17 protein-coding genes are annotated in these 20,407 nt (G+C 64.4%); 11 read left to right on the top strand and 6 right to left on the bottom strand.

Annotated features, from left to right (window positions below; all coding sequences use genetic code 11):
- Positions 1-185 precede the first annotated feature (185 nt).
- From PFU01S_RS21025 to PFU01S_RS20995, 7 genes are read left to right on the top strand one after another with little or no spacing between them, the layout of a single operon-like run.
- A complete protein-coding gene (locus tag PFU01S_RS21025) occupies positions 186-1,943 on the top strand; it encodes a carbamoyltransferase family protein (protein WP_027913992.1) in 1,758 nt (585 codons plus the stop codon).
- A complete protein-coding gene (locus PFU01S_RS21020; protein ID WP_027913991.1) occupies positions 1,927-3,054 on the top strand; it encodes a glycosyltransferase in 1,128 nt (375 codons plus the stop codon). Before PFU01S_RS21025 ends, PFU01S_RS21020 begins: the two co-directional genes overlap by 17 nt.
- A complete protein-coding gene (locus tag PFU01S_RS21015; RefSeq protein WP_028687918.1) occupies positions 3,054-3,950 on the top strand; it encodes an antimicrobial resistance protein Mig-14 in 897 nt (298 codons plus the stop codon). Before PFU01S_RS21020 ends, PFU01S_RS21015 begins: the two co-directional genes overlap by 1 nt.
- Positions 3,947-5,377: a PIG-L deacetylase family protein gene (locus PFU01S_RS21010; RefSeq protein ID WP_042139902.1), complete on the top strand. Its 1,431-nt coding sequence runs from the start codon at positions 3,947-3,949 to the stop codon at positions 5,375-5,377. The genes PFU01S_RS21015 and PFU01S_RS21010 overlap by 4 nt, the downstream gene beginning before the upstream one ends.
- Positions 5,374-6,519, top strand: coding sequence for a glycosyltransferase (locus tag PFU01S_RS21005; RefSeq protein ID WP_028687917.1), 1,146 nt, complete (start codon positions 5,374-5,376; stop codon positions 6,517-6,519). The genes PFU01S_RS21010 and PFU01S_RS21005 overlap by 4 nt, the downstream gene beginning before the upstream one ends.
- Positions 6,516-7,400, top strand: coding sequence for a glycosyltransferase (locus PFU01S_RS21000; protein WP_028687916.1), 885 nt, complete (start codon positions 6,516-6,518; stop codon positions 7,398-7,400). The genes PFU01S_RS21005 and PFU01S_RS21000 overlap by 4 nt, the downstream gene beginning before the upstream one ends.
- 6 nt (positions 7,401-7,406) lie before the next feature.
- Positions 7,407-8,045 carry a CatB-related O-acetyltransferase gene (locus PFU01S_RS20995; RefSeq protein WP_028687915.1) on the top strand — a complete coding sequence of 213 codons (639 nt, stop codon included), beginning with the start codon at positions 7,407-7,409 and terminating at the stop codon, positions 8,043-8,045.
- Here PFU01S_RS20995 and PFU01S_RS20990 read toward each other — a convergent pair.
- On the bottom strand, positions 8,022-9,230 hold the full coding sequence (locus tag PFU01S_RS20990; RefSeq protein ID WP_027913986.1) for an acyltransferase family protein: 1,209 nt from the start codon (positions 9,228-9,230) through the stop codon (positions 8,022-8,024). The genes PFU01S_RS20995 and PFU01S_RS20990 overlap by 24 nt on opposite strands.
- Position 9,231: 1 nt before the next feature.
- Positions 9,232-11,088: a bifunctional O-antigen ligase/aminoglycoside phosphotransferase family protein gene (locus tag PFU01S_RS20985; RefSeq protein ID WP_028687914.1), complete on the bottom strand. Its 1,857-nt coding sequence runs from the start codon at positions 11,086-11,088 to the stop codon at positions 9,232-9,234.
- A 147-nt stretch (positions 11,089-11,235) separates the two neighbouring features.
- Here PFU01S_RS20985 and msbA point away from each other — a divergent pair, with 147 nt between their 5' ends.
- Complete coding sequence (gene msbA, locus PFU01S_RS20980) at positions 11,236-13,041, top strand: lipid A export permease/ATP-binding protein MsbA (RefSeq protein ID WP_027913984.1); 1,806 nt, start codon at positions 11,236-11,238, stop codon at positions 13,039-13,041.
- 129 nt (positions 13,042-13,170) lie between these two features.
- Complete coding sequence (hldE, locus tag PFU01S_RS20975; RefSeq protein WP_027913983.1) at positions 13,171-14,592, top strand: bifunctional D-glycero-beta-D-manno-heptose-7-phosphate kinase/D-glycero-beta-D-manno-heptose 1-phosphate adenylyltransferase HldE; 1,422 nt, start codon at positions 13,171-13,173, stop codon at positions 14,590-14,592.
- Positions 14,593-14,661: 69 nt separating this feature from the next.
- On the opposite strand, the gene PFU01S_RS20970 is transcribed toward hldE, so the two are convergent.
- From PFU01S_RS20970 to PFU01S_RS20955, 4 genes are all read right to left on the bottom strand, one after another.
- Complete coding sequence (locus PFU01S_RS20970) at positions 14,662-15,633, bottom strand: hypothetical protein (protein WP_027913982.1); 972 nt, start codon at positions 15,631-15,633, stop codon at positions 14,662-14,664.
- Between the two features lie 46 nt (positions 15,634-15,679).
- Positions 15,680-16,492 (bottom strand): aldo/keto reductase, encoded by an 813-nt coding sequence (locus PFU01S_RS20965; RefSeq protein ID WP_027913981.1) that lies wholly within the window; start codon positions 16,490-16,492, stop codon positions 15,680-15,682.
- A complete protein-coding gene (locus tag PFU01S_RS20960) occupies positions 16,489-17,664 on the bottom strand; it encodes an NAD(P)/FAD-dependent oxidoreductase (RefSeq protein WP_028687913.1) in 1,176 nt (391 codons plus the stop codon). The genes PFU01S_RS20965 and PFU01S_RS20960 overlap by 4 nt, the downstream gene beginning before the upstream one ends.
- Before the next feature lie 104 nt (positions 17,665-17,768).
- Entirely contained in the window at positions 17,769-18,101 is a 333-nt protein-coding gene (locus tag PFU01S_RS20955) for a DMT family transporter (RefSeq protein WP_027913979.1), read from the bottom strand.
- Positions 18,102-18,184: 83 nt separating this feature from the next.
- Between PFU01S_RS20955 and PFU01S_RS20950 the strand changes: the two genes are divergently transcribed.
- Complete coding sequence (locus PFU01S_RS20950; RefSeq protein WP_027913978.1) at positions 18,185-19,075, top strand: LysR family transcriptional regulator; 891 nt, start codon at positions 18,185-18,187, stop codon at positions 19,073-19,075.
- An 11-nt stretch (positions 19,076-19,086) separates the two neighbouring features.
- On the top strand, positions 19,087-20,358 hold the full coding sequence (gene waaA / locus PFU01S_RS20945; protein WP_028687912.1) for a lipid IV(A) 3-deoxy-D-manno-octulosonic acid transferase: 1,272 nt from the start codon (positions 19,087-19,089) through the stop codon (positions 20,356-20,358).
- Positions 20,359-20,407 lie beyond the last annotated feature (49 nt).

Raw genomic sequence — 20,407 nt, 5'->3', positions numbered from 1 at the left:
CCCACAGTGACCGCGTGATGGACAAGTTGCGCGGTTGCCGTGCTTGTGGAGTTTGTGCCGTGGCCGAAGGCGTAGCCTTTGCAGAGGCATGCGTACGCTGCGCTTTGCGTTATAATCCCGCCTTTTAGCCGCCACCCGCCCACCGGGCCGCTGGCGCATCTCTACCGAATGAAGAGGCCTATCCCTTGGCATTGACGATTCTTGGCCTGTCCGGCGCCCTCAGCCATGACCCTTCCGCGGCCCTGTACATCGACGGCAAGCTGATTGCCGCCGCCGAAGAAGAGCGTTTCGTGCGCGACAAGCATGCGAAAAACCGCATGCCCTACGAATCGGCGAAGTTCTGCCTGGAACAAGCCGGCATCAAGCCCGCCGACGTCGATGTCATTGCCATCCCGTTCGCGCCCATCAGCCTGTTCGGCAAGGCGCGCTGGCACTACGCCAAGCGCTACTGGTACGCACCGGACCGCGCCCTCGACGCGATCCTGATGGGCAACCGCCGCTACAAGCGCTACCGCAAGAAGATCGTCTGGTGTCTGGAGCAGCTGGGCTTCGACCCGAAAAAGGTCAAGATCGAGCCCGTGGAACATCACTTGGCTCATGCCTCCAGCGCCTACCACTGCTCGGGCTTCAAGGAAAAGACCGCGATCCTGGGCATCGACGGCAAAGGCGAGTACGCCACCACCTTCTTCGGCTACGGCGAGAACGGCAAGATCCACAAGATCAAGGAGTTCTTCGATCCGGATTCCCTGGGTGGCCTGTACGGCGCTATTACCGAATTCCTCGGTTTCGAAATGCTCGACGGTGAGTTCAAGGTCATGGGCATGGCGCCGTACGGCGATGCCAGCAAATATGACTTCTCGCGCCTGGCCAGTTTCGAAAACGGCGAGTTGGTGATCAACACCGATTACGCCAACGTCATCGGCTTGCGTCGCTACAAGGAAAAAGGCAAGGGCTTCTACTTCTCGCCCAAGCTGATCGAGTGGCTGGGGCCCAAGCGCGAAGGCGACATCGCCGACGAGCCGTACATCCATTACGCAGCCAGCATGCAGGCGCTGTTCGAGAAGATCGCCCTGCAGATGATCGACCACTACCTGGGCGATACCCTGCGCGAAACCGGCAAGCTGGCGTTCGCCGGCGGTTGTGCGCTGAACGTGAAACTCAACCAGAAGATCATTGCCCGTTCCGATGTGAAGGAGCTGTTCGTGCAGCCGGCCTCCGGTGACGCCGGTACGGCAGTGGGCGCGGCAGCCTACGTGTCCCACGCCCGCGGCGTGCCGGTCGAGAAGATGGAGCACGTCTACCTTGGCCCGTCCTACTCCAACGAAGATGTGATCGCGGCCTGTGCTCGTCATCCCAACGCCCCGAAATGGCGCAAGCTCGACGACATGCCGCAGCGCATCGCCAAGATCATGGTCGATGGCAACCCGGTGGCCTGGTTCCAGGGCCGCATGGAGTTCGGCCCGCGTGCCCTGGGTGGTCGCTCGATCATTGGCTGCCCGAGCGTGCCGGGCGTTGCCAACCGCATCAACGAGCAGATCAAGTTCCGTGAGCGCTGGAGACCCTTCTGCCCGTCCATGCTCGATACGGTCGCCCCGCAAATGATCAAGGTCGACCATCCGGCGCCATTCATGACCTTCACCTTCGAAGTGGCTGAAGAGTGGAAAACCCGCGTGCCAGAAGTGGTCCATGAGGACGGCACCTCCCGTGCCCAAGTGCTCAAGCGCGAATACAACCCGCGCTACTACGACATGATGAAGGCGCTCGAAGACCTGACCGGCAATGGCGTCTCGCTGAATACCTCGCTCAATCGCCGGGGCGAACCGATGATCTGCTCGCCGACCGATGCCCTGAACATGTTCTTCGGCTCGGATCTGCAGTACCTGATCATGGAAGACATCCTTGTCGTCAAGGACGGCGCTGCCGCCTATGAACAGCCGCTCTGAACCGCGCATCCTGCAGTTCTGCCATGGCTATGACGGGCCTTTCCTGGATTGTGCCCGTCAATACGCCAGCCTGTTCGAGGGCAGCGGCTACAAGGTTACGACCGTGTTTCTGACCGGCGCAGCCGACCCGCAGGTGGCGGCCGGCTGTGCGTCGGATGAAGTGCTGTTTCTGGAGTTCAGCTCCAAGGCGGTCCGTGGCCTGAAGCTTGGCGCGATTCGGGCGTTGCGCAAGGTCGCGGCCCAGCGCAACTTCGCGTTCTGCATAGCTCACCGCTTCAAGCCGATCTACGTCGCCTTGCTCGGTACCCGGTTACCGGTGATAGGCGTGCACCATGCCTTTGGCGACTATGAGCGCAAAGGCCGGCGCCTGTTCGCCAACCTGTTCAGCAAGCGCTTGAGCCTGCTGGGTGTATCCGACGCAGTGCGCGACGACATGCGCCGCTGCCTGGCGCAGTGGCCCGCCGAGCGCATCCAGACGCTGTACAACCGCATCGACATCGCGGCCCTGCAAGCTGCCCTGGTACCGCGTGCCGAGGCACGCGAAGCCTTGGGGCTGGATGCGCAGGCCTGGGTGGTGGGCAATGTCGGTCGGTTGCACCCGGACAAGGACCAGGCCACCTTGCTGCGCGGCTTTGCCCAGGCATTGCCGGCCTTGCCGGGTGGTGCGCGCCTGGCCATCCTGGGCAAGGGCCGCCTGGAACCCAAACTGAAGGCCCTGGCCCGCGAGCTGGGCGTTGCCGATCAGGTCGACTTCCTGGGGCAGGTGCCCGATGCGCGTCGCTATTTCCAGGCCTTCGACGTGTTCGCCTTGAGTTCCGACCATGAGCCTTTCGGCATGGTCCTGCTCGAAGCCATGGTCGCTGGCGTCCCGGTGCTGGCCACGGCCTGTGGCGGCGCGCGGGAAGTGGTCGAGGGTGTCGGCATGCTGTTCCCACTGGGCGAGGCCAGCCAGCTGGCGCAAGGCCTCGAACGCATGGCTGCGCTGGACGACTCGCAACGCCAGGCGTGCGCCGAGCATATGCTCGAACGCCTGCGCGAGCGTTTCTCGGACCAGGCGGTGCGCGATACCTTCTGGCAACTGCCCCAGGTTCGCGCGTTGGTGGGGGCCTGATGTTCAATCATGTAAAAGCCCTGCGCGAGCGTGGCTGGCAAGTCATTGACGCGCAAACCTATGCCCAGGCCTGGGCGCGTTTCGGCGGCAGTGTCGCCACTCATCCCCTGGTGGTCTCGCAGTTGGCGGACCTGGCGCAGATCCCCGTGCGTTACCTGGCCTGGCACCATGGCGGGGAGCTCAAGGCGGCCATTCCCACCTGGGGGCGCCACCTGGCGCTGTCCAAGGACGTGCTCAAGCGCAGCGGCAAGAAGGCGTTGTTTGACCTGGGCAATGCCGAAATCATCCTGCCGGCGGCGGCCGACGCCGCTGCGCCGCTGCGCCATGGCGCACGCTACCTGTCCGAGCTGAACCAGGGCCGCTTTGTTGGTCTCAAGGCGCAGAAAGAACAGCTGGCGATGGCCCGTGCGCCCGAAGACCTGTCGAAGAAATTCCGTTACAACCAGCGCCGTGAGCTGCGGTTACTGGAAGAAGCCGGTGGCGTGGTGCGGCCGATCAGCGACTTCGATGCCGCTACCATCGCCGCCATGTATTGCGACCTTTTCCAGCGTCGCTGGGGGTTCGCAGCCACCGGCGCCGAGCGCATGGGCGACGTGATCGCGCGGCTGCGGGACCTGCTGATCGGCTCGGTCCTGCTGCTCGAAAACAAGCCTATCGCCATCCAGCTGGTGTACCGCGTCGAGGCGCCTGAGTGGATCAGCGTCGAATACGTCAATGGCGGCGTCGACCCCGAGACCAAGGCGTTCAGCCCCGGCAGCGTGTTGAGTTTCCTCAACACCCAGGCCGCCTGGGAAGACGCCCGCGCGCGCAACAAGCCATTGCGGTTCTCGTTCGGCCGTGCCGACCGCGAGTACAAGGACCGCTGGTGCCACCCCGTGCCGGTGTACCAGGCGTGAGCCGCAAGCAGCAGTTGCTAAAGCGCCACCGGCGCAACAAGCGCCTCGCGCTCCTGGTGGCCCTGGCGGCGTTGATTGCGCTGGGTTTGGTCACCTGGTGGCTGCCGTTGTTGCTGCTGCCGCTGCTGTGGGTGGCCCACGAGGCATGGCTGGCCGATCACCTGTTCTACACCCCGGCCGACGACTACACCTACGCCTTCGATGAGGCCGATGAAGTGGCGGGCGTGAGCTTGAAGGACGGCCGCTTGCAGCTACCTGCATTGCCCGTCGCAGAAGGCGCCACGTGGGTGCTGCAGGTTGAGCTGCGTTGCGCCCTGCTGGGCAGGTTTCTTGACCCCGGCGTGTCCATCGAAGGCGCAGGTGGCGAAGACCTGCAGGTGTTCGAGCGCGGTGTTCGCGGCAAGCGCTACCTCAACCTGACTGGGCTCGACACGGCGCTGCGTCAGGGCCAGATCACCTTGCGCGGGCGCTTCTGCCGGCTGGTGGGCCAGCCGCGCCTGTGGATGTTCCAGCAGCCAGACCTGCGTCGTAAGCGGGTGATGGTCATCGCGCCCCATGCCGATGATGCCGAACTTGCCGCCTACGGCCTGTACAGCCAGGCAGACGAAGCCTGGATCGTGACCCTGACCGCTGGCGAAATCGAGGCCGAGCACTACCAGGCCATGGGCCTGTCATCTGTCGAGGCTGCGCGCCTCAAAGGGCGCTTGCGGGCCTGGGACAGTATCGCGGTGCCTCGCTGGGCAGGCGTTGCGCAAGAGCGCTGCGTGCAGTTGGGCTATTTCTGCCTGCAATTGCCGGCCATGCGGCAGGCACCGACGACCCCCTTCGGCTCGCGTGAAGCGGACATGGCCGACACGCGCCCCTTCCGTACCCTCAACGCGTTGCCTCTGCCCGGCGACGACGGCGTCCCGACTTGGCACAACCTGCTGGCCGATGTGCGCGCGTTGATACAACAGGCGCGTCCGGAAGTGATCGTGATGCCGCACCCGGTGCTCGATCCGCATCCTGACCACGTGGCTGCCCAGCAAGCCCTGCAGGAAGCGTTGCAGGGCCTGCCGTGGCAACCCGAGATCCTGCTGGGCTATGCCAATCACCTGCACGACAACGACCGCTGGCCCATGGGCTACAGCGGTGCAGGCGTGGCCTTGCCGCCGGTCACCCACGCGTTGTCGGTCGGGCAGCCGTGCACCTTGGTGCTGGACCGTCCTCTGCAACTGGACAAGGCCATGGCTCTGGGCATGATGCACGACCTGCAGCCCCGCCCGCCCTTCAAGCGCCGAGTGCGACGGGTGATCCAGCGCTGGCTGGCAGGCCGGCGCAGTTCGCCTTACGGCGAGAACGAATTTTTCCGCAAGGCCGTGCGTCGCCACGAGCTGTTCTGGGTTCTGACGGACCGCCACCAGGGTGTACATCGGGAAAACGTATGAAGCGTTTCAAAGTCCTGCAACTGCAACCGGACTACAACATCAAGCAGCACGATTTCGCCGACCTGGCCGAGCAGATCTTCAAGGCGCTGCCAGCGGATCGGTTCGAAACGACCATGGCCTTTCTCAAGGGCCGGCCTGCGCCTGGCCAACCGGTCAGCCGCGCCGACCATTCGGTGTACTTCGACTTCAGCGACAGTGCGCTCAAGGGCATGCGTCTCAAGGCCTTGTGGCAGCTCTACCGGTACTGCCGGCGCGAACGCTTCGACGTGGTGATCTGCAACCGCTTCAAGCCTGTGAACATGCTGTTGCAGCTCAACCGCTGGTTGAAGATCCCGTTGTGCATCGGCATTTCCCATGGCTTCGGCGAGTACGACCGCGCCTACCGCCGTCGTCAGACCCAGCGCCTGATCGACGGGCATTGGCAGTTCGTAGGCGTGTCGCCGGCAGTCAAGCAGTACCTGCTGGATTGCAGCTGCGGTTTCACCGATGCCAACACCCACGCCATCACCAACGCCATCGACACGGATCAGGCCCAGGCGTTGCAGCTGGACAAGGCCGAGGCCCGTACGCAACTTGGCCTGGCCCAGAACGTTCGCATGGTCGGGGCGCTGGGCCGCCTGGTGCCGGTCAAAGGCCATACCTACCTGATCCAGGCGTTTGCCGCCCTGAAGGACAAGTACCCCACCGCGCAGCTGGCGATCATCGGTGCTGGTCGTGAGCAGGCGCGCCTGCAGGCTGAGATCGATCGCCTGGGGCTGACGGGCAGGGCGCACCTGCTGGGCTTTCGTGACAACGCCCTGCGCTACGTCCGTGCCTTCGACATCTGGGCCATGCCATCGCTAGCCGAAGGCCTTGGCCTTGCCCTGCTCGAAGGCATGAGCGGGCGCTTGCCGGTCATCGCCAGCGACGTGCCGGCCATGTTGCCGCTGATTACCGGCGCGGGCGGCGAGGTGGTCAAGCCCGCGGACGTTGACAGCCTGACCACGGCCCTGGACCGCTACCTGGCGCTGGATGACGCGGCGTTGCATGCCAAGGGCGAGCAGGCCTACCACTACCTCAATCAACACCACGACATCGACGTGTTCCGTGAGCAATACCTGGCGCTGATCGAGTCGGGCTTGGCTGCCAAGGAGCCGAAATGAGTGCGGACCCAACCCTGGTCACGGTGATCATTGCATCGTACAACCATGGCCCTTACATCGAGCAGAGCATTCTCAGCGTATTGAACCAGACCTACCCGCACATCGAGCTGCTGGTGGTGGACGACGGCTCGACCGATGACAGCGTCGAACGTATCGAGCGTCTGCAGGCGCAACATGGCTTCGATTTTCGCGTGCAGCGCAACAAAGGCCTGACCCACACGCTCAACGAGGCCATTGCGCGGGCCAGGGGCACGCTGATCGCGCCGTTCGGGTCCGACGACATCATGATGCCGGATCGCATCGCGATCCAGGTCCAGTACATGGCCGACAAGCCCGAAGTGGGTATCTGCGCTGGCAACATCGAGCTCATCGATTCCCAGGGTGAGCTGTTCCCCGAAGCGCGGCAGCGCCGCGAGGTTCCGTTCAGGCGCCTGGACTTCGAGGACATGTTCCTGGAACGCAAACCCTACCCACCTGCGCCCACGCTGCTGATCCGCCGCGAGGCGCTGGAGAAGGTGGGCGGTTTCGACCCGGATATCCGCCTGGAAGACCTGCTGATCGAACTGAAGGTGACCCATGCCGGGTACTTCATCGATGGCCTGAGCGTGGTCATGGCGCGCTACCGCAAACATGCCAGCAACTCGTACAAGAACCACCGATTCATGATCGACAACATCCTGCGTACCTATGCCAAGTTCAAGGATCACCCGGCCTACGAGCAGGTCAAGTTCAAGGCGCTGAACTCGATGTTCCTCAAGGTGGCCAACCGTGACCGCAAGCTGGCCCGCGAACTGCTGGCGCAGATTCCACTGCGCGCCTATACGCGCAAGACCTGGCGCGGGCTGGGGCGGTTGTTCTTCTCGCCCTTGGAAAAGGGCTGAAGGGCCATGGGCTGGCTATCGCGCTACCGGGAAAAACGGGCCAAGCGGGCGATTCGCAAGCTGCCGGCCATCGAGCGCGGGCAGGCGCGATTTGCCGCGCGTTACCCCCAGTACGCTTTCGGCGTGGGCAGCTATGGCGTGCCCGAGGTGCATGACTGGCAAGAGGGCACGACGCTGCGCATCGGCGCCTATTGCTCGATTGCCGAAGGCGTGCAGATTTTCCTTGGCGGGCATCATCGGGCCGACTGGGTCACCACTTACCCATTCCCGGCCATGCTGCCCGAGGCATCGGTCATAGAGGGCTATGCCTTCAGCCGCGGGGATGTGACCATCGGCAACGACGTGTGGCTGTGCTCCAACTGCACGATCCTGTCGGGGGTGAACATTGGCAGTGGCGCCATCGTGGCCGCTGGGGCCGTGGTGACGCGGGATGTACCCGCTTACGCGGTGGTCGGCGGCAACCCGGCCAGCGTCGTGCGCTGGCGATTCCCGGAAGCGGTACGCGTGCAACTGCTGGCCAGCGCCTGGTGGGACTGGCCACCTGCCGAGATTGCCCACGTGGTGGGCAAGCTGTGCAGCGATGATATCCAGGCGTTTCTCGCCTATGCCGAGCAGCGCGCCTCAGGCCTGGCGGGTCGAACCTGACTTCAGGTTGTCAGGCTTGGTCTGCCGGCGCTGGGCCAGGCGCTTGCCCAGGGCGATCCCCGGCTTTTCCAGTATGAGGAACGTGGCGCTGCTCAAGACCACCAGGACGGTGCAGGCGATGGCGATCACGGCCATGAATGCCCCGTGGTCGTCGTAGGTGAACCCGTAAGAGGGGTAGAGGCGATAGGCGAGCCACCACAGCACCAGCCCATGGAGCAGGTAGAGGCTGTAACTGATTTCACCCAGCCAGCGGGCACTGCGCAGGGCCAGGGCGCCCAGCAGGTCGTTGCCCGAGACGATGATGCAGAACACGAGGCTCAGCAGCAGCAGCGGGAATACCGCGAAGGTCTTGTGCAGCACTGTCATCACCAGCACCAGCAAGCCGATGGCCATCCAGGTGCCGTACCTGCCCTTGGCCCATTGCACCAGCCTCGGGCTGCGTACCCAGTACACCGCCGCAATGCCGCCTGCAAAGCTCATCAGGTATTTCTTCTTCAGCGCATGTTCCCAGCCCACGAGCTTTGCCAGCAGGTACAGGGCGACCACGCAGGCAATGGCCCTCAAGAGCGTACCGCGGTAGACGAACATCAGGCCCAGCAACGGCAAGGCCAGGTAGAAGTAGATTTCGTAGTTCAGGGTCCAGGTCACGTTCGAGATCAGGTTGCCGGTGCCGGCCAACTGGTTGATGTCGGGACGGTGGAACAGCAGCCAGGCTGAAAGCTGTTGTGCCAGCGCGGTCGGCGTATCCAGCAGCTCCCAGCCTTGCAGATAGAACACCGTCACAAGCACCGCAGCCAGCAGGCCGAAATACAGGGGGTACAGGCGCATGACCCGGGAAATGGCAAAGGCCCGCCAATCGAAGGCGCGGCCCTGGCGAACCAGCCTGCTCCAAAACAGAAACCCGGTGATCATGAAGAACAGGGCGACGCTCGCTTGCCCGATCTGGGCAAAGAAGCGCTCCGGTGGCATGTTGATCTGGCCAGTGTGCTGGTAATGCCAGGCAATGGCGGCATGGTGGATGAAGACCCCCAGTGCCAGGTAGCCCCTCAAGCCATCGAGGGTGGCCCAGCGCCCCGCCACCGGCTCCAGATGGCGCGCCACCCAAGGGCTGCGCAGCAGCAGCCCTGCCAGCAATAGGGCCAGGCCGAACACCAGGAAACTGAGCAGCGGCGCGAGGTAGCCCATGTCAGCGATCCGCTCCAGGGGCCAGTTCGAGCTTCTGGCGCAGGGCGTGGCTCATGGTCTGGCTGGCTGCTGCACTGTAGCCCTCCAGCAGGGCCTGGACGTTTTCCTCGAACAGCCACTGCTTGTCTTCGGCGTAGCGCTGCATGTGGCGCAGGTTGCGCTGGCGCAGGTCTGCCGACAGTGGCGAAGGCAGCAGGCGCATGTCGGCAAGGTCGATCAGGCCAAATTCGCCGTTGTCCATCAGCAGTACGTTGCCCAGGTGCAAGGACCGGAAGTAGACGCCTTGCTGGTGCAACTGACCCATGAACCGCCCCAGCCGCTGCACCAGGGCCTTGCGTGCTGCCAGCGAGGGGCAGGCCTGCAGCGCCTGGCGCACTGTCTGGCCTGCCAGGGGGATGTAGCGCACCCCCTGGGTGCCATCGGCGTAGTTCAGCAGTTCCACGACGGGGGGCGTGGGAATGCCTTCGAGTGCCAGTTGCTGGCTGTTTCTGGCAAAGCGGCGCGCGTAGGGGTAGAAGGCGCCGGCGGTGTACCAGGCGCGCGGGCGGAACAACTTCAGGAAGCTGCCATCTTGCAGGAGCAGGACCTTGGGCCCAAGCCCGTCCTCTTCGATGATGCGGGCACCCTCATGCAGCTGCCTGGCCTGCGCCTCGCTCAAGCGAGCGCGGTTGGCCGCCACCAGCCTGCCGCCCCGGCGGGCGATGTTCAGCCCGGCGACCAGTGCCAGCGGAATCCACAGCAGGAACCAGTGCTCCTTGGGCCGCGACAGGATACCGCCGCCCTCGGTCAGGCCCGCACCAATGCCGAACACCAGCAGTGCCGAGGCCATCTGCAGGGCAGGGTGGGTGCGGTACTTCCAGCCGCTGTAAAGCGCGTAGAGGATCATGCCCAGCCACGGCAGCAAGCCCAGGATGCCCACGTAATACAGCACGCCCATGACGAAACTGTGGGGCTCGCTCAGCAGGTAACCCACGCCGACATCGATGGACAAGGGCGCGTCGTAGCCGTGGCCAATCAGCGGGTGCTGGAGGAACAGGTCCCAGGTAATGCGCCAGATATCGAAACGGTACGAGTCGCCGCGCGCCATGATCAACTGCGGGTCCACCACCAGTACTGCGGCGATGAACAGCGGAGCGGCCAGGAACAGGGGGATCGAACGACGGTCCAGGCACAGCAGGGCGATCCAGTTCACCGCCAGGGTCATGGCCACCAGGGGCGTGCGGGAACCGGTGGCCACCACCGCGGCGAACATGACCGCAAAGGCCGCCATGCACAGCGACACGGTCAGCGCCCGCTTGCCGTTGACCGCCATCCACAGCCAGTAGGTCCCGAAGAAACCGTACAAGTGCGAGCTGAGCAGCGGGTTATCCAGAGCGCCTGCGCCGATCAGCCGGCTGCCTGGCGTGTAGGTGAGCATGAACGTGGTCAGGTCCCGCAGCGTGGCCAGCAGCGCCAGTAGCGCAGCCCCCAGGAAAAGGCCCTTGAGCGCCTCGGGCCGGTAACGCAGCATCAGCCCGGTGCCCAGGAACAGCATCAGGGTGTGCAGGGGCCGCTTGATCAGGTTGTCCGCCTGCGCCGCCGAGGGTGACCAGCTCAGGCTGAGGATGGCGTAGCCGGCGAAGGCCACGAACAGCCACAGCAACGGTTCACGAAACAGGGTTTTCAGTTCACGAGGCCGGACACATAGCGCCAGCAGGGTCGGGATGCTGAAAAGGCCGTAGTACAGCTTGTGGTGCAGGCTGCGTTCGGGCAGGAAGAACAGGGCACCGAGCAGCGCCAGCATGCCGGCCGGCAGCAGCCACAGGCACACGAAATCGAAAAAGCGGTTGCCGGCGTTGTGTAGGCTGCTTGGGAACATGGAGAAAGAGGGCCCAGGTCGAAAGAACGGGCAATGTTACCCCAGCTTTGCGCGCATTGCTGCTGGTAAGCGGCGGGGGCCGAGTGGTCCGACGTCGCTGCCAACGTGTGGTAAAGTCAGCACCCCATTTTCAGCATGTTCCGTGATATGACAGACGCCAACGGCTCCCAGAGCCCATCGAGCATGAAGATCTATTTCCGTCTACTTGGCTATGTCCGACCCTACATCGGCGTGTTCCTGCTGAGTATCCTGGGCTTTCTGATCTTTGCTTCGACCCAGCCAATGCTGGGTTACATCCTCAAGTATTTCGTCGACGGCCTGTCCAACCCGGATGCCTCGCTGTTTCCCAACGTCCCGCACCTGCGCGACCTGAACCTGCTGCACACGGTGCCGGCGCTGATCATCATCATCGCCGCCTGGCAAGGCCTGGGTTCGTTCCTGGGCAACTACTTCCTGGCCAAGGTCTCGCTGGGCCTGGTCCATGACCTGCGGGTGCAGCTGTTCAACAACCTGCTGAGCCTGCCCAACCGCTACTTCGACCAGAACAACTCCGGGCACCTGATTTCGCGCATCACCTTCAACGTGACCATGGTCACTGGGGCGGCTACCGACGCCATCAAGGTGGTCATTCGCGAAGGCATGACGGTGGTGTTCCTGTTCGGCTCGCTGCTGTTGATGAACTGGCGCCTGACGCTGGTGATGCTGGCCATCCTGCCGCTGATCGCCTTCATGGTGGGCCGTGCCAGCAAGAAATTCCGCAAACAGAGCAAGAAGATCCAGGTTGCCATGGGCGACGTCACCCACGTGGCGTCCGAGACCATTCAGGGCTACCGCGTGGTGCGCAGCTTCGGCGGCGAGGCCTACGAGCGCCAGCGCTTCCTCAAGGCCAGCCAGAGCAACACCGACAAGCAGCTGCGCATGACCCGTACCAGCGCCATCTACACGCCCCTGCTGCAACTGGTGATCTACGTTGCCATGGCCGTGCTGATGTTCCTGGTGCTGTACCTTCGTGGCGATGCCTCGGCAGGCGACATGGTGGCCTACATCACCCTGGCCGGCCTGCTGCCCAAGCCGATTCGCCAGCTTTCGGAAGTGAGCTCGACCATCCAGAAGGGCGTGGCCGGTGCCGAGAGCATCTTCGAGCAGCTCGACGAGCAGCGAGAAGTGGACACCGGTACCGTCGAGCGCGATGCGGTCAGCGGGCGCCTGGAAGTGCGCAACCTCAGCTTCACCTACCCCGGTACCGATCGCCAGGTGCTGAGCGACATCAACTTCACCGTCGAGCCTGGGCAGATGGTCGCGCTGGTGGGCCGCTCCGGCAGCGGCAAGTCCACCCTGGCCGGCCTGATTCCACGCTTCTACCACCACAGCAGCGGCGAGATACTGCTCGATGGCGTGGAAATCGAAGACTTCAAGTTGCTCAACCTGCGTCGACACATCGCCCAGGTCAACCAGCATGTGACCTTGTTCAGCGACACCATCGCCAACAACATTGCCTACGGTGACCTGGCCGGGGCGCCGCGTGCCGACATCGAAGCGGCGGCTGAGGCAGCCTTCGCCAAGGATTTCGTCGATCAGCTGCCCAAAGGTTTCGATACCCAGATCGGCGAAAACGGGGTGTTGCTCTCCGGTGGCCAGCGCCAACGCCTGGCCATCGCCCGCGCGCTGTTGAAGAACTCGCCACTGCTGATCCTGGACGAAGCGACCTCGGCCCTGGATACCGAGTCCGAGCGGCACATCCAGGCTGCGCTGGACCGCGTGATGCAGGGGCGCACCACGCTGGTGATCGCGCATCGCCTGTCGACCATCGAGAAGGCCGACCAGATCCTGGTCATGGATCAGGGCCGTCTGGTGGAGCGGGGCACCCATGCCGAGCTGCTGGCCGCCAACGGTTACTATGCGCGCCTGCATGCCATGGGCCTGGATGAGCCGGCCAAGGCCGACATCACCTGATCCTACCTGCCAAGGGGCCTCGGTGCCCCTTCTGTTTCGGGGTATTCCTCAGCGCGAACTGGCCCTAAAGCCGCCAGCCTCGCTGTGCTAATATCCCGTCCCTGTTCACTATTGTCATATGGGTTGCCCATGAAGTTGTCCATGCCGCGTTTCGATCAAGCCCCGGTACTGGTGGTCGGCGATGTCATGCTCGACCGCTACTGGCATGGCGGTACGTCGCGTATTTCGCCGGAAGCGCCAGTGCCGGTGGTCAAGGTCGATCAGATCGAGGATCGCCCAGGCGGTGCGGCCAACGTGGCCTTGAACATCGCCGCACTGGGCGCGCCGGCGTCCCTGGTGGGCGTCACCGGGCAGGACGAAGCTGCCGACAGCCTTTCCAACAGCCTGCAGGCGGCAGGCGTGCGTTCGGTCTTCCAGCGCATTGCGCATCAGCCGACCATCGTCAAGCTGCGGGTCATGAGCCGGCACCAGCAGTTGCTGCGCATCGATTTCGAAGAATCCTTCGCCACCGACCCGGTGTCGCTCAGCGCAGAAGTCGACGGTTTGCTCGAAGGCGTCAAGGTCCTGGTGCTGTCGGACTACGGCAAGGGCGCGCTGAAAAACCACCAGGCGCTGATCCAGGCCGCACGGGCCAAGGGCATCCCGGTGCTGGCCGACCCCAAGGGCAAGGATTTCTCCGTCTATCGCGGGGCCAGCCTGATTACCCCCAACCTCAGCGAGTTCGAGAACATCGTTGGGCGTTGTACCGACGAGGCGGAGCTGGTTGCCAAAGGTTTGCAGCTGCTCCAGGAGCTGGACATGGGCGCCTTGCTGGTGACCCGTGGCGAGCACGGTATGACCTTGCTGCGCAATGGTCATCCGCCCCTGCACCTGCCAGCCCGTGCACGTGAAGTGTTCGATGTGACCGGCGCAGGCGATACGGTGATCTCCACCCTTGCCGCCGCCATTGCCGCCGGTGAAGAGCTGCCCCAGGCAGTGGCCCTGGCCAACCTGGCGGCGGGTATTGTCGTCGGCAAGCTTGGTACTGCGGCGATCAGCGCGCCGGAACTGCGCCGCGCCATCCAGCGCGAAGAAGGGTCCGAGCGCGGGGTGCTGGGCCTTGAGCAATTGCTGGTAGCGATCGACGATGCCAGGGCACACAACGAGCGTATCGTGTTCACCAATGGCTGCTTCGACATTCTGCATGCGGGCCACGTGACCTACCTGGAGCAGGCGCGCGCTCAAGGCGATCGCCTGATCGTGGCGGTCAACGACGATGCATCGGTCAGCCGGCTGAAGGGCCCGGGCCGGCCGATCAACAGCGTCGATCGCCGCATGGCCGTGTTGGCAGGCTTGGGCGCAGTGGACTGGGTGATCAGTTTCTCCGAAGGCACCCCAGAAAACCTGCTGAGCCAGGTCAAGCCGGATGTGCTGGTCAAAGGCGGCGACTACGGCATCGACCAAGTGGTTGGCGCCGACATCGTCAACGCCTATGGCGGCACCGTGAAAGTGCTGGGGCTGGTCGAAAACAGCTCCACCACTGCCATCGTCGAGAAGATCCGCAAGCACTGACAGGGCAGGGCTGCGTGGCAGCCCTTGTTGCGGCGGCGCCAGCGGCGGCGCGCTGCATGCCCGCTTCGCTCAGGGCTTGTGCAGCGAGGTACGCGCCCGCTTGAGCAGCGCTCGGGCCTTGGCACCGAACCGTTGCAGGTGGGAGGCTCGGGCAGGCTTGGGTTCAACCAGGCCTTGTTGACGCACCCAATCCTTCCAGCGTATCCGTTCCTCGTTGACCACCCAGCCCTCCTGCCGGGCGAAGCTTTCGGCCAGGTACAACCCCCGTGTGCTGGCCGGCACCAGTTCGTCTTTCTTCAGGGTATACAGCTCGGCCAGGGGTTGGCCGTCCTGTAGCGGCATCAGGTACAGGTCCGGGCGCTTGCGGTTCAGCCGCGCCACCAACTGGTCGCCCTCAAGACGTTCATCCACATGGAACAGGCTGAGCTTCTTGGCCTCCCTGGGCACTTGCAGGCGCATGTCGTAGATCAGTTGCAGCGAAGCGGTCGGCAGGTGCACGTAGGCACGGGGCCGCTCCAGCAGGACCAGGTTGCCGCAGTGGACCGGGCGGGCGGCACCGGACTGCGGGGTCAGTTGAAAATGCGGCGTTTCTCGGTAGTGCAAGGCTGCCGCATAGGGCACAGGTAGCCAGGTGTCGTTGAAGCGGCCGCCCAGCCAGCCCTCTGTGGTTTCCAGCAGGCATTCCTCGGCTACTTCCTGCACGGCGGTGTGCAATGGCAGGTTCAGTTCCTGAGCGGGCACGTAACCTGAGATCAGCTTTAGCACCACGTCGCCGCGGTCTTGGCGCCGTTGACGCACCAGCACCCAGTAGTCGCGGTTCTGCCAGCTCAGCGTCAGGCGCACCGACACACCCAAGTTGGCAAGCTCGACCACGAACCGCTGGGGATCTGCCACCGCCACCGGTTTGCGACGTTGTTGGGTCTGGGCGAAATTGAGGGGCATGCCAGTGCCCTGGTAGAGAAGGCTTTCGGCCGTGGCCTCGACATGCAGCGGCAGCGTCTTGAAGTTGCTCGGGTTCTTGCGTATCAGCGTTCGCGCCACGTTGCTCCTCCTTGCGACGGCTCGCCCGGCGCGTGGCCAGGCAGACTCAATGCTGGCCCAGGATTCGGGCGACGGTGGCCACGTTATGGGCCAGGTGCAACGGGTTGATGGTGCCCACGATAGCACTGCTGACGCCAGGGTGGGCGAAGAGCAGCTCGAAGCTGGCACGGACCGGGTCGACGCCGGGTGCCAGGCAGGCATGGCCGCTGGCCAGGGCCTTTTTGACCAGGATGGCCTTGCCGTGCTGCGCAGCGTAGTCGAGTACCGGGCGCTCTGCCTGTTCGTTCAGGTTGAAGGTGACCATGGCGCAGTCGCCTTGCTCCAAGGCCTTCAAGCCTCCGGCTACAGTCTTGCCTGAAAACCCGAAGCCCAGGATCTTGCCTTCACGCTTGAGCGTGGCCAAGGTCTCATACACCGCCTGCTGCTCGAGGATGGCCAGGTCATTACCGTCGGAGTGCACCAGCACCAGGTCGATGCGGTCGGTTTCCAGCCGGCGCAGGCTGCGCTCCACCGATCGGCGCGTGTGGGCCGCGCTGAAATCGAAACGCGATTGACCGGCGTCGTATTCCTCGCCCACCTTGCTCACCAGCACCCAGGCATCGCGCTGACCCCGCAGCAGCGGGCCAAGGCGCTCTTCACTGCGGCCATAGGCCGGAGCGGTATCTAGCAGGTTGATGCCCAGGTCGCGGGCCTGGCCAAGCAGCAGCCTGGCTTCATCGTCGCCGGGGATGGTGAAGCCTGAAGGGTATTTCACGCCCTGGTCCCGGCCAAGCTTGACCGTGCCCAGCCCCAGGGGCGAAACCTGCAAGCCCGTGCTGCCCAGGGGGCGGTGCAAACCGTGGAGAGTTGGCAAGCTCATGGCAGGAGGGTCTCCCATGCAGGCTGGCCCAGCGGCGGGCGCGGCAAGTCGGTCAGGTCGGCCTGGGCCTGAGGTTGCACGGCGTCGCGTTGCAACTGGCGGATAACCCGGTCGCTGAAGTCAGGTGCCAGGGCCAGCTTGGTAGGCCAGCCCACCAGCAGCCGGTGCTGTGCGGCAAGAAACGCATTGTCCGGGCGCACCAGGCCGGACTGGGCAGGCTCGGCACGGTCCACTCGCAACGTGGCCCAGTGCAACTGGCTTTGATCCACCCAGGGCAGCAGGCTGGCCACTTCTTTCTGCGCGGCGGCGATCTGCGCGGCCGGCTCGCGGGCCACGCCATCGGCTTCGGCCAGTTCGCCGCCCAGGTACCACACCCACTGTCCGTCGGCGGCCGGGTGGGTGGTGACCGTCATCCGCGGCTTGGGGCCTGCGCCCAGGCAATGGGCATAAAGTGGCTTGAGGTTGGCTCCCTTGACCATCACCATGTGCAGGGGGCGGGTTTGCATGGCGGGCTGCTCGAGCCCCAGTGCCTGCAACAGGTCCGCGATGCCGGCGCCCGCGCTGAGCACGATGCGCTGGGCGCGGATGTCACGTCCGTCCACACGCAGGCCCACCAGCTCGCCCTCGTCGCGCAGCGGCTCGATGCGTTCGCCCGCCAGGAGGCTGTCACCGGCCAGTTCGGCCAGGTTGGTCAGCAGGCTGGGCACGTCGATCACCAGTTCGGCCAACCGATAGACCTTGCCCTTGAAGGCACGGTCCTGCAACGCCGCAGGCAATTGGTCGCCTTTGACCTGATCCACCCGGCCGCGCACCGCCTTGCTGGCGAAGAAGCTGGTGAGATTGCCGGCCAGGGTGCCTGGAGACCACAGGTAGTGCGCATCGGACAGCAGGCGCGTATGGCGCAGGTCCAGTTCGCCGTTGCCCGCCAAGGCTTCGCGCCAGCGGCGCGGCATGTCGGCAATCGCCTCCGAGGCGCCGGTCAGCGCCCCATGCAGCGCGTACTTGGTGCCGCCATGGATGATGCCCTGGGACTTGAGCGTCTGTGCGCCGCCTACCGTGGCGCGCTCCACCAGCACTGTCGAATAACCCAGGCGGCGCAAGCGGGCATTGAGCCAGAGGCCTGCGACCCCGGCGCCGACGATCAGCACGTCAGTGGAAATGGCAGATGGCATGGCGATACCTCGAAAACTGGGACAGCTGGCAAGTATACAGGCTCAGGGTCGGATGCACGGGCTGGCGTGCGCCACGCATCCTGACGCTGCTGCCACGGCCCGGCTCAGTGCCCCGTGGTCTTGGAGAACAGCTGAATCACCACCACGCCGCCGACGATCATCGCCATGCCGAGCATCGCCGGGATGTCCAGTTTCTGCCCATAGAGCACCAGTGCCGCCACGCTGATCAGCACGATACCCAGCCCCGACCAGATCGCGTAGGCGATGCCCACCGGGATGCTGCGCACCACCAGCGTCAGCATCCAGAACGCGATGGCGTAGCCAGCCACCATCAGCAACAGAGGCAATGGGGTGCTAAGGCCTTTGACAGCCTTCATGGAGGCGGTGGCGACGACTTCGGCGCAGATGGCAATCGCGAGGTAGGTGTAGGCATTCATGACGGTTCTCCAGTGGATGGGCGCATTCTAGGCCGTACTCGAATGCGGTAAAGTCATTACCTATCTGGTAAGGAGATAGGTGAATGGCCGAGCAATGGAGTCTGGATCAGTTGCGCACGTTCATGCGCGTGGCTGAGCTGCGTTCGTTTTCTGCCGTTGCGCGCGAACAGCACAAGGCTCAATCAGCGGTCAGCAACGCCATCGCCCTGCTCGAAACGGACCTTGGGGTCACCCTGTTCGAACGCAGCAGTGGGCGCCAGCCGAAGCTCACCGCAAACGGCGAAGCACTGCTTGCCGATGCCCGCGAGCTGCTGCGCCAGTGCGAGCGTCTGGATGGGCGGGCCCTGGCGTTGATGCGTGGCCAGGAAGCACTGCTGCGGGTGGCGCAGGATGAGGCGATGCCGTATCAGCCTGTCATCGACAGCCTGGATGAGTTGGCAACCCGTTACCCCTTTCTGGAAGTTCAACTGGCCAGCGGCGCGCAGGGCGACGTTGCACGCAAGCTGGTGGAGCGGCGTGCCGACCTGGGGTTGTTCTTTCACCATGAGCGCGTACCGGCGTCGCTGGAACGGCGGGCCTTGGGTAGCGTGGAAATGGTCACGGTCTGCGCCGTCGGCCACCCCTTGGCGCAGGCCGGCCGGGCGGACCGACAGCAACTGGCACGCCATCGCCAGCTGCTGATCACCCCCCAGCAGAGCGGTTACCCGGGGGGTGAGGCGATCAGCCCACAGGTGTGGCGGGCCGACAGCTTCTATGCCATGGCCGAACTGCTGATGCGCGGGCTGGGCTGGGCCTGGCTGCCGCGGCATGTGGTGCAGTACCCCACCTATCAGGCGCACATGGTGGAGCTGGCCAGCGACTGGCGGCCACCGGCGCTGGTGGTGGAGCTGGCCTGGCGTCGGGACGAGCCATTGGGCCCGGCCGCGCAGTGGCTGGCCGAGCGTTTTGCAGTGCATTTGCGTGCGATCGGGTAAACTTCGCCGCCATGAACAGAACTCTCTACACCTTGCTGTTTCACCTTGCCCTGCCACTGCTTGCACTTCGCCTGTACCTACGCGCGCGCAAGGCGCCGGCCTACGGGCGCCGTATCGGCGAGCGCTTTGCCATCAAGCTGCCGACGATGCGCAAGGGCGGCATATGGGTCCATGCGGTTTCCGTAGGCGAAAGCATCGCAGCTGCCCCCATGGTGCGCGCACTGCTCAAGGCCTACCCTGAGCTGCCGATCACACTGACGTGCATGACGCCCACCGGTTCGGAGCGCATTGGCGCCCTGTTCGCCGATGAGCCGCGGGTCCAGCATTGCTACTTGCCATACGACCTGCCGTGGGCGGCGGGGCGCTTTCTCGACCATGTGCAGCCAAGGCTGGGCGTGATCATGGAAACCGAACTCTGGCCCAATCACATCCATCAATGCGCCAGGCGCGGTATTCCCGTGGCGCTGGCCAATGCGCGCCTGTCCGAACGCTCGGCCCGTGGCTACGGGCGGTTTGCCAGGCTGACCCGGCCCATGCTGGCCGAAATGAGCCTGATTGCCGCGCAGACCGAGGTCGAGGCCCAGCGCTTTCTGGCACTCGGCGCGCGTGCTGCCTGCGTGCAGGTCACCGGCTCGATCAAGTTCGACCTGAAGATCGATGAGCAGCTGGTGCCGCGCGCCCAGGCTTTGCGCCAGCAATGGGCCGCCACTTCGCGCCCGGTGTGGATTGCCGCCAGCACACACGACGGCGAAGATTCCCTGATCCTCCAGGCACACCAGCAGTTGCTGCAGGTGCATGGGGATGCGTTGCTGATCCTGGTGCCCCGGCATCCGGAGCGCTTTGACGCGGTTCATGCCATCTGCAGTCAGCAGTTTGCCACGGTACGTCGCTCTACCGGGCTACCGGTACTTGCCCAGACCCAGGTGCTGCTGGGCGACACCATGGGTGAATTGCTGTTCTTGTATGCCCTGGCCGACATGGCGTTCGTCGGTGGCAGCCTGGTGCCGACCGGCGGGCACAACCCGTTGGAACCGGCAGCCCTGGCGCTACCGGTGCTCATGGGGCCGCACGTGTTCAACTTCCTCGAAATCAGCGCCATGCTGCGCGAGGCGGGTGCGTTGCAGCAGGTCGATGACGCTCAGGGGTTGGCCGGTGCCGTGCAACGGCTGGTCGAATTACCGCAAGATGCCCGGCGCATGGGTGAGGCGGGTAGGGCGGTGATGAGGGCCAACCAAGGGGCGCTGCAGCGCTTGCTGGAGGGGTTGGAAAAGCTGATGCCCTGAGCGCTCACTGTCGGGGCGATGGTTGCGGTTGGCGTGATCAGGGCCGCTT

It is taken from the genome of Pseudomonas fulva NBRC 16637 = DSM 17717 (genome assembly GCF_000730565.1).
Taxonomy (GTDB): Bacteria; Pseudomonadota; Gammaproteobacteria; order Pseudomonadales; family Pseudomonadaceae; genus Aquipseudomonas; species Aquipseudomonas fulva.
This window is presented reverse-complemented; position numbering and strand designations above follow the sequence as displayed.

What these genes read in the sequence shown, in the direction of transcription:
- PFU01S_RS21020 (WP_027913991.1), top strand. Translation starts at nt 1,927, where the DNA reads ATGAACAGCCGCTCTGAACCGCGCATCCTGCAGTTCTGCCATGGCTAT.
- PFU01S_RS21015 (WP_028687918.1), top strand. Translation starts at nt 3,054, where the DNA reads ATGTTCAATCATGTAAAAGCCCTGCGCGAGCGTGGCTGGCAAGTCATT.
- PFU01S_RS21005 (WP_028687917.1), top strand. Translation starts at nt 5,374, where the DNA reads ATGAAGCGTTTCAAAGTCCTGCAACTGCAACCGGACTACAACATCAAG.
- PFU01S_RS21000 (WP_028687916.1), top strand. Translation starts at nt 6,516, where the DNA reads ATGAGTGCGGACCCAACCCTGGTCACGGTGATCATTGCATCGTACAAC.
- PFU01S_RS20995 (WP_028687915.1), top strand. Translation starts at nt 7,407, where the DNA reads ATGGGCTGGCTATCGCGCTACCGGGAAAAACGGGCCAAGCGGGCGATT.
- PFU01S_RS20990 (WP_027913986.1), bottom strand. Translation starts at nt 9,230, where the DNA reads ATGGGCTACCTCGCGCCGCTGCTCAGTTTCCTGGTGTTCGGCCTGGCC.
- PFU01S_RS20985 (WP_028687914.1), bottom strand. Translation starts at nt 11,088, where the DNA reads ATGTTCCCAAGCAGCCTACACAACGCCGGCAACCGCTTTTTCGATTTC.
- msbA (WP_027913984.1), top strand. Translation starts at nt 11,236, where the DNA reads ATGACAGACGCCAACGGCTCCCAGAGCCCATCGAGCATGAAGATCTAT.
- hldE (WP_027913983.1), top strand. Translation starts at nt 13,171, where the DNA reads ATGAAGTTGTCCATGCCGCGTTTCGATCAAGCCCCGGTACTGGTGGTC.
- PFU01S_RS20965 (WP_027913981.1), bottom strand. Translation starts at nt 16,492, where the DNA reads ATGAGCTTGCCAACTCTCCACGGTTTGCACCGCCCCCTGGGCAGCACG.
- PFU01S_RS20960 (WP_028687913.1), bottom strand. Translation starts at nt 17,664, where the DNA reads ATGCCATCTGCCATTTCCACTGACGTGCTGATCGTCGGCGCCGGGGTC.
- PFU01S_RS20955 (WP_027913979.1), bottom strand. Translation starts at nt 18,101, where the DNA reads ATGAATGCCTACACCTACCTCGCGATTGCCATCTGCGCCGAAGTCGTC.
- PFU01S_RS20950 (WP_027913978.1), top strand. Translation starts at nt 18,185, where the DNA reads ATGGCCGAGCAATGGAGTCTGGATCAGTTGCGCACGTTCATGCGCGTG.
- waaA (WP_028687912.1), top strand. Translation starts at nt 19,087, where the DNA reads ATGAACAGAACTCTCTACACCTTGCTGTTTCACCTTGCCCTGCCACTG.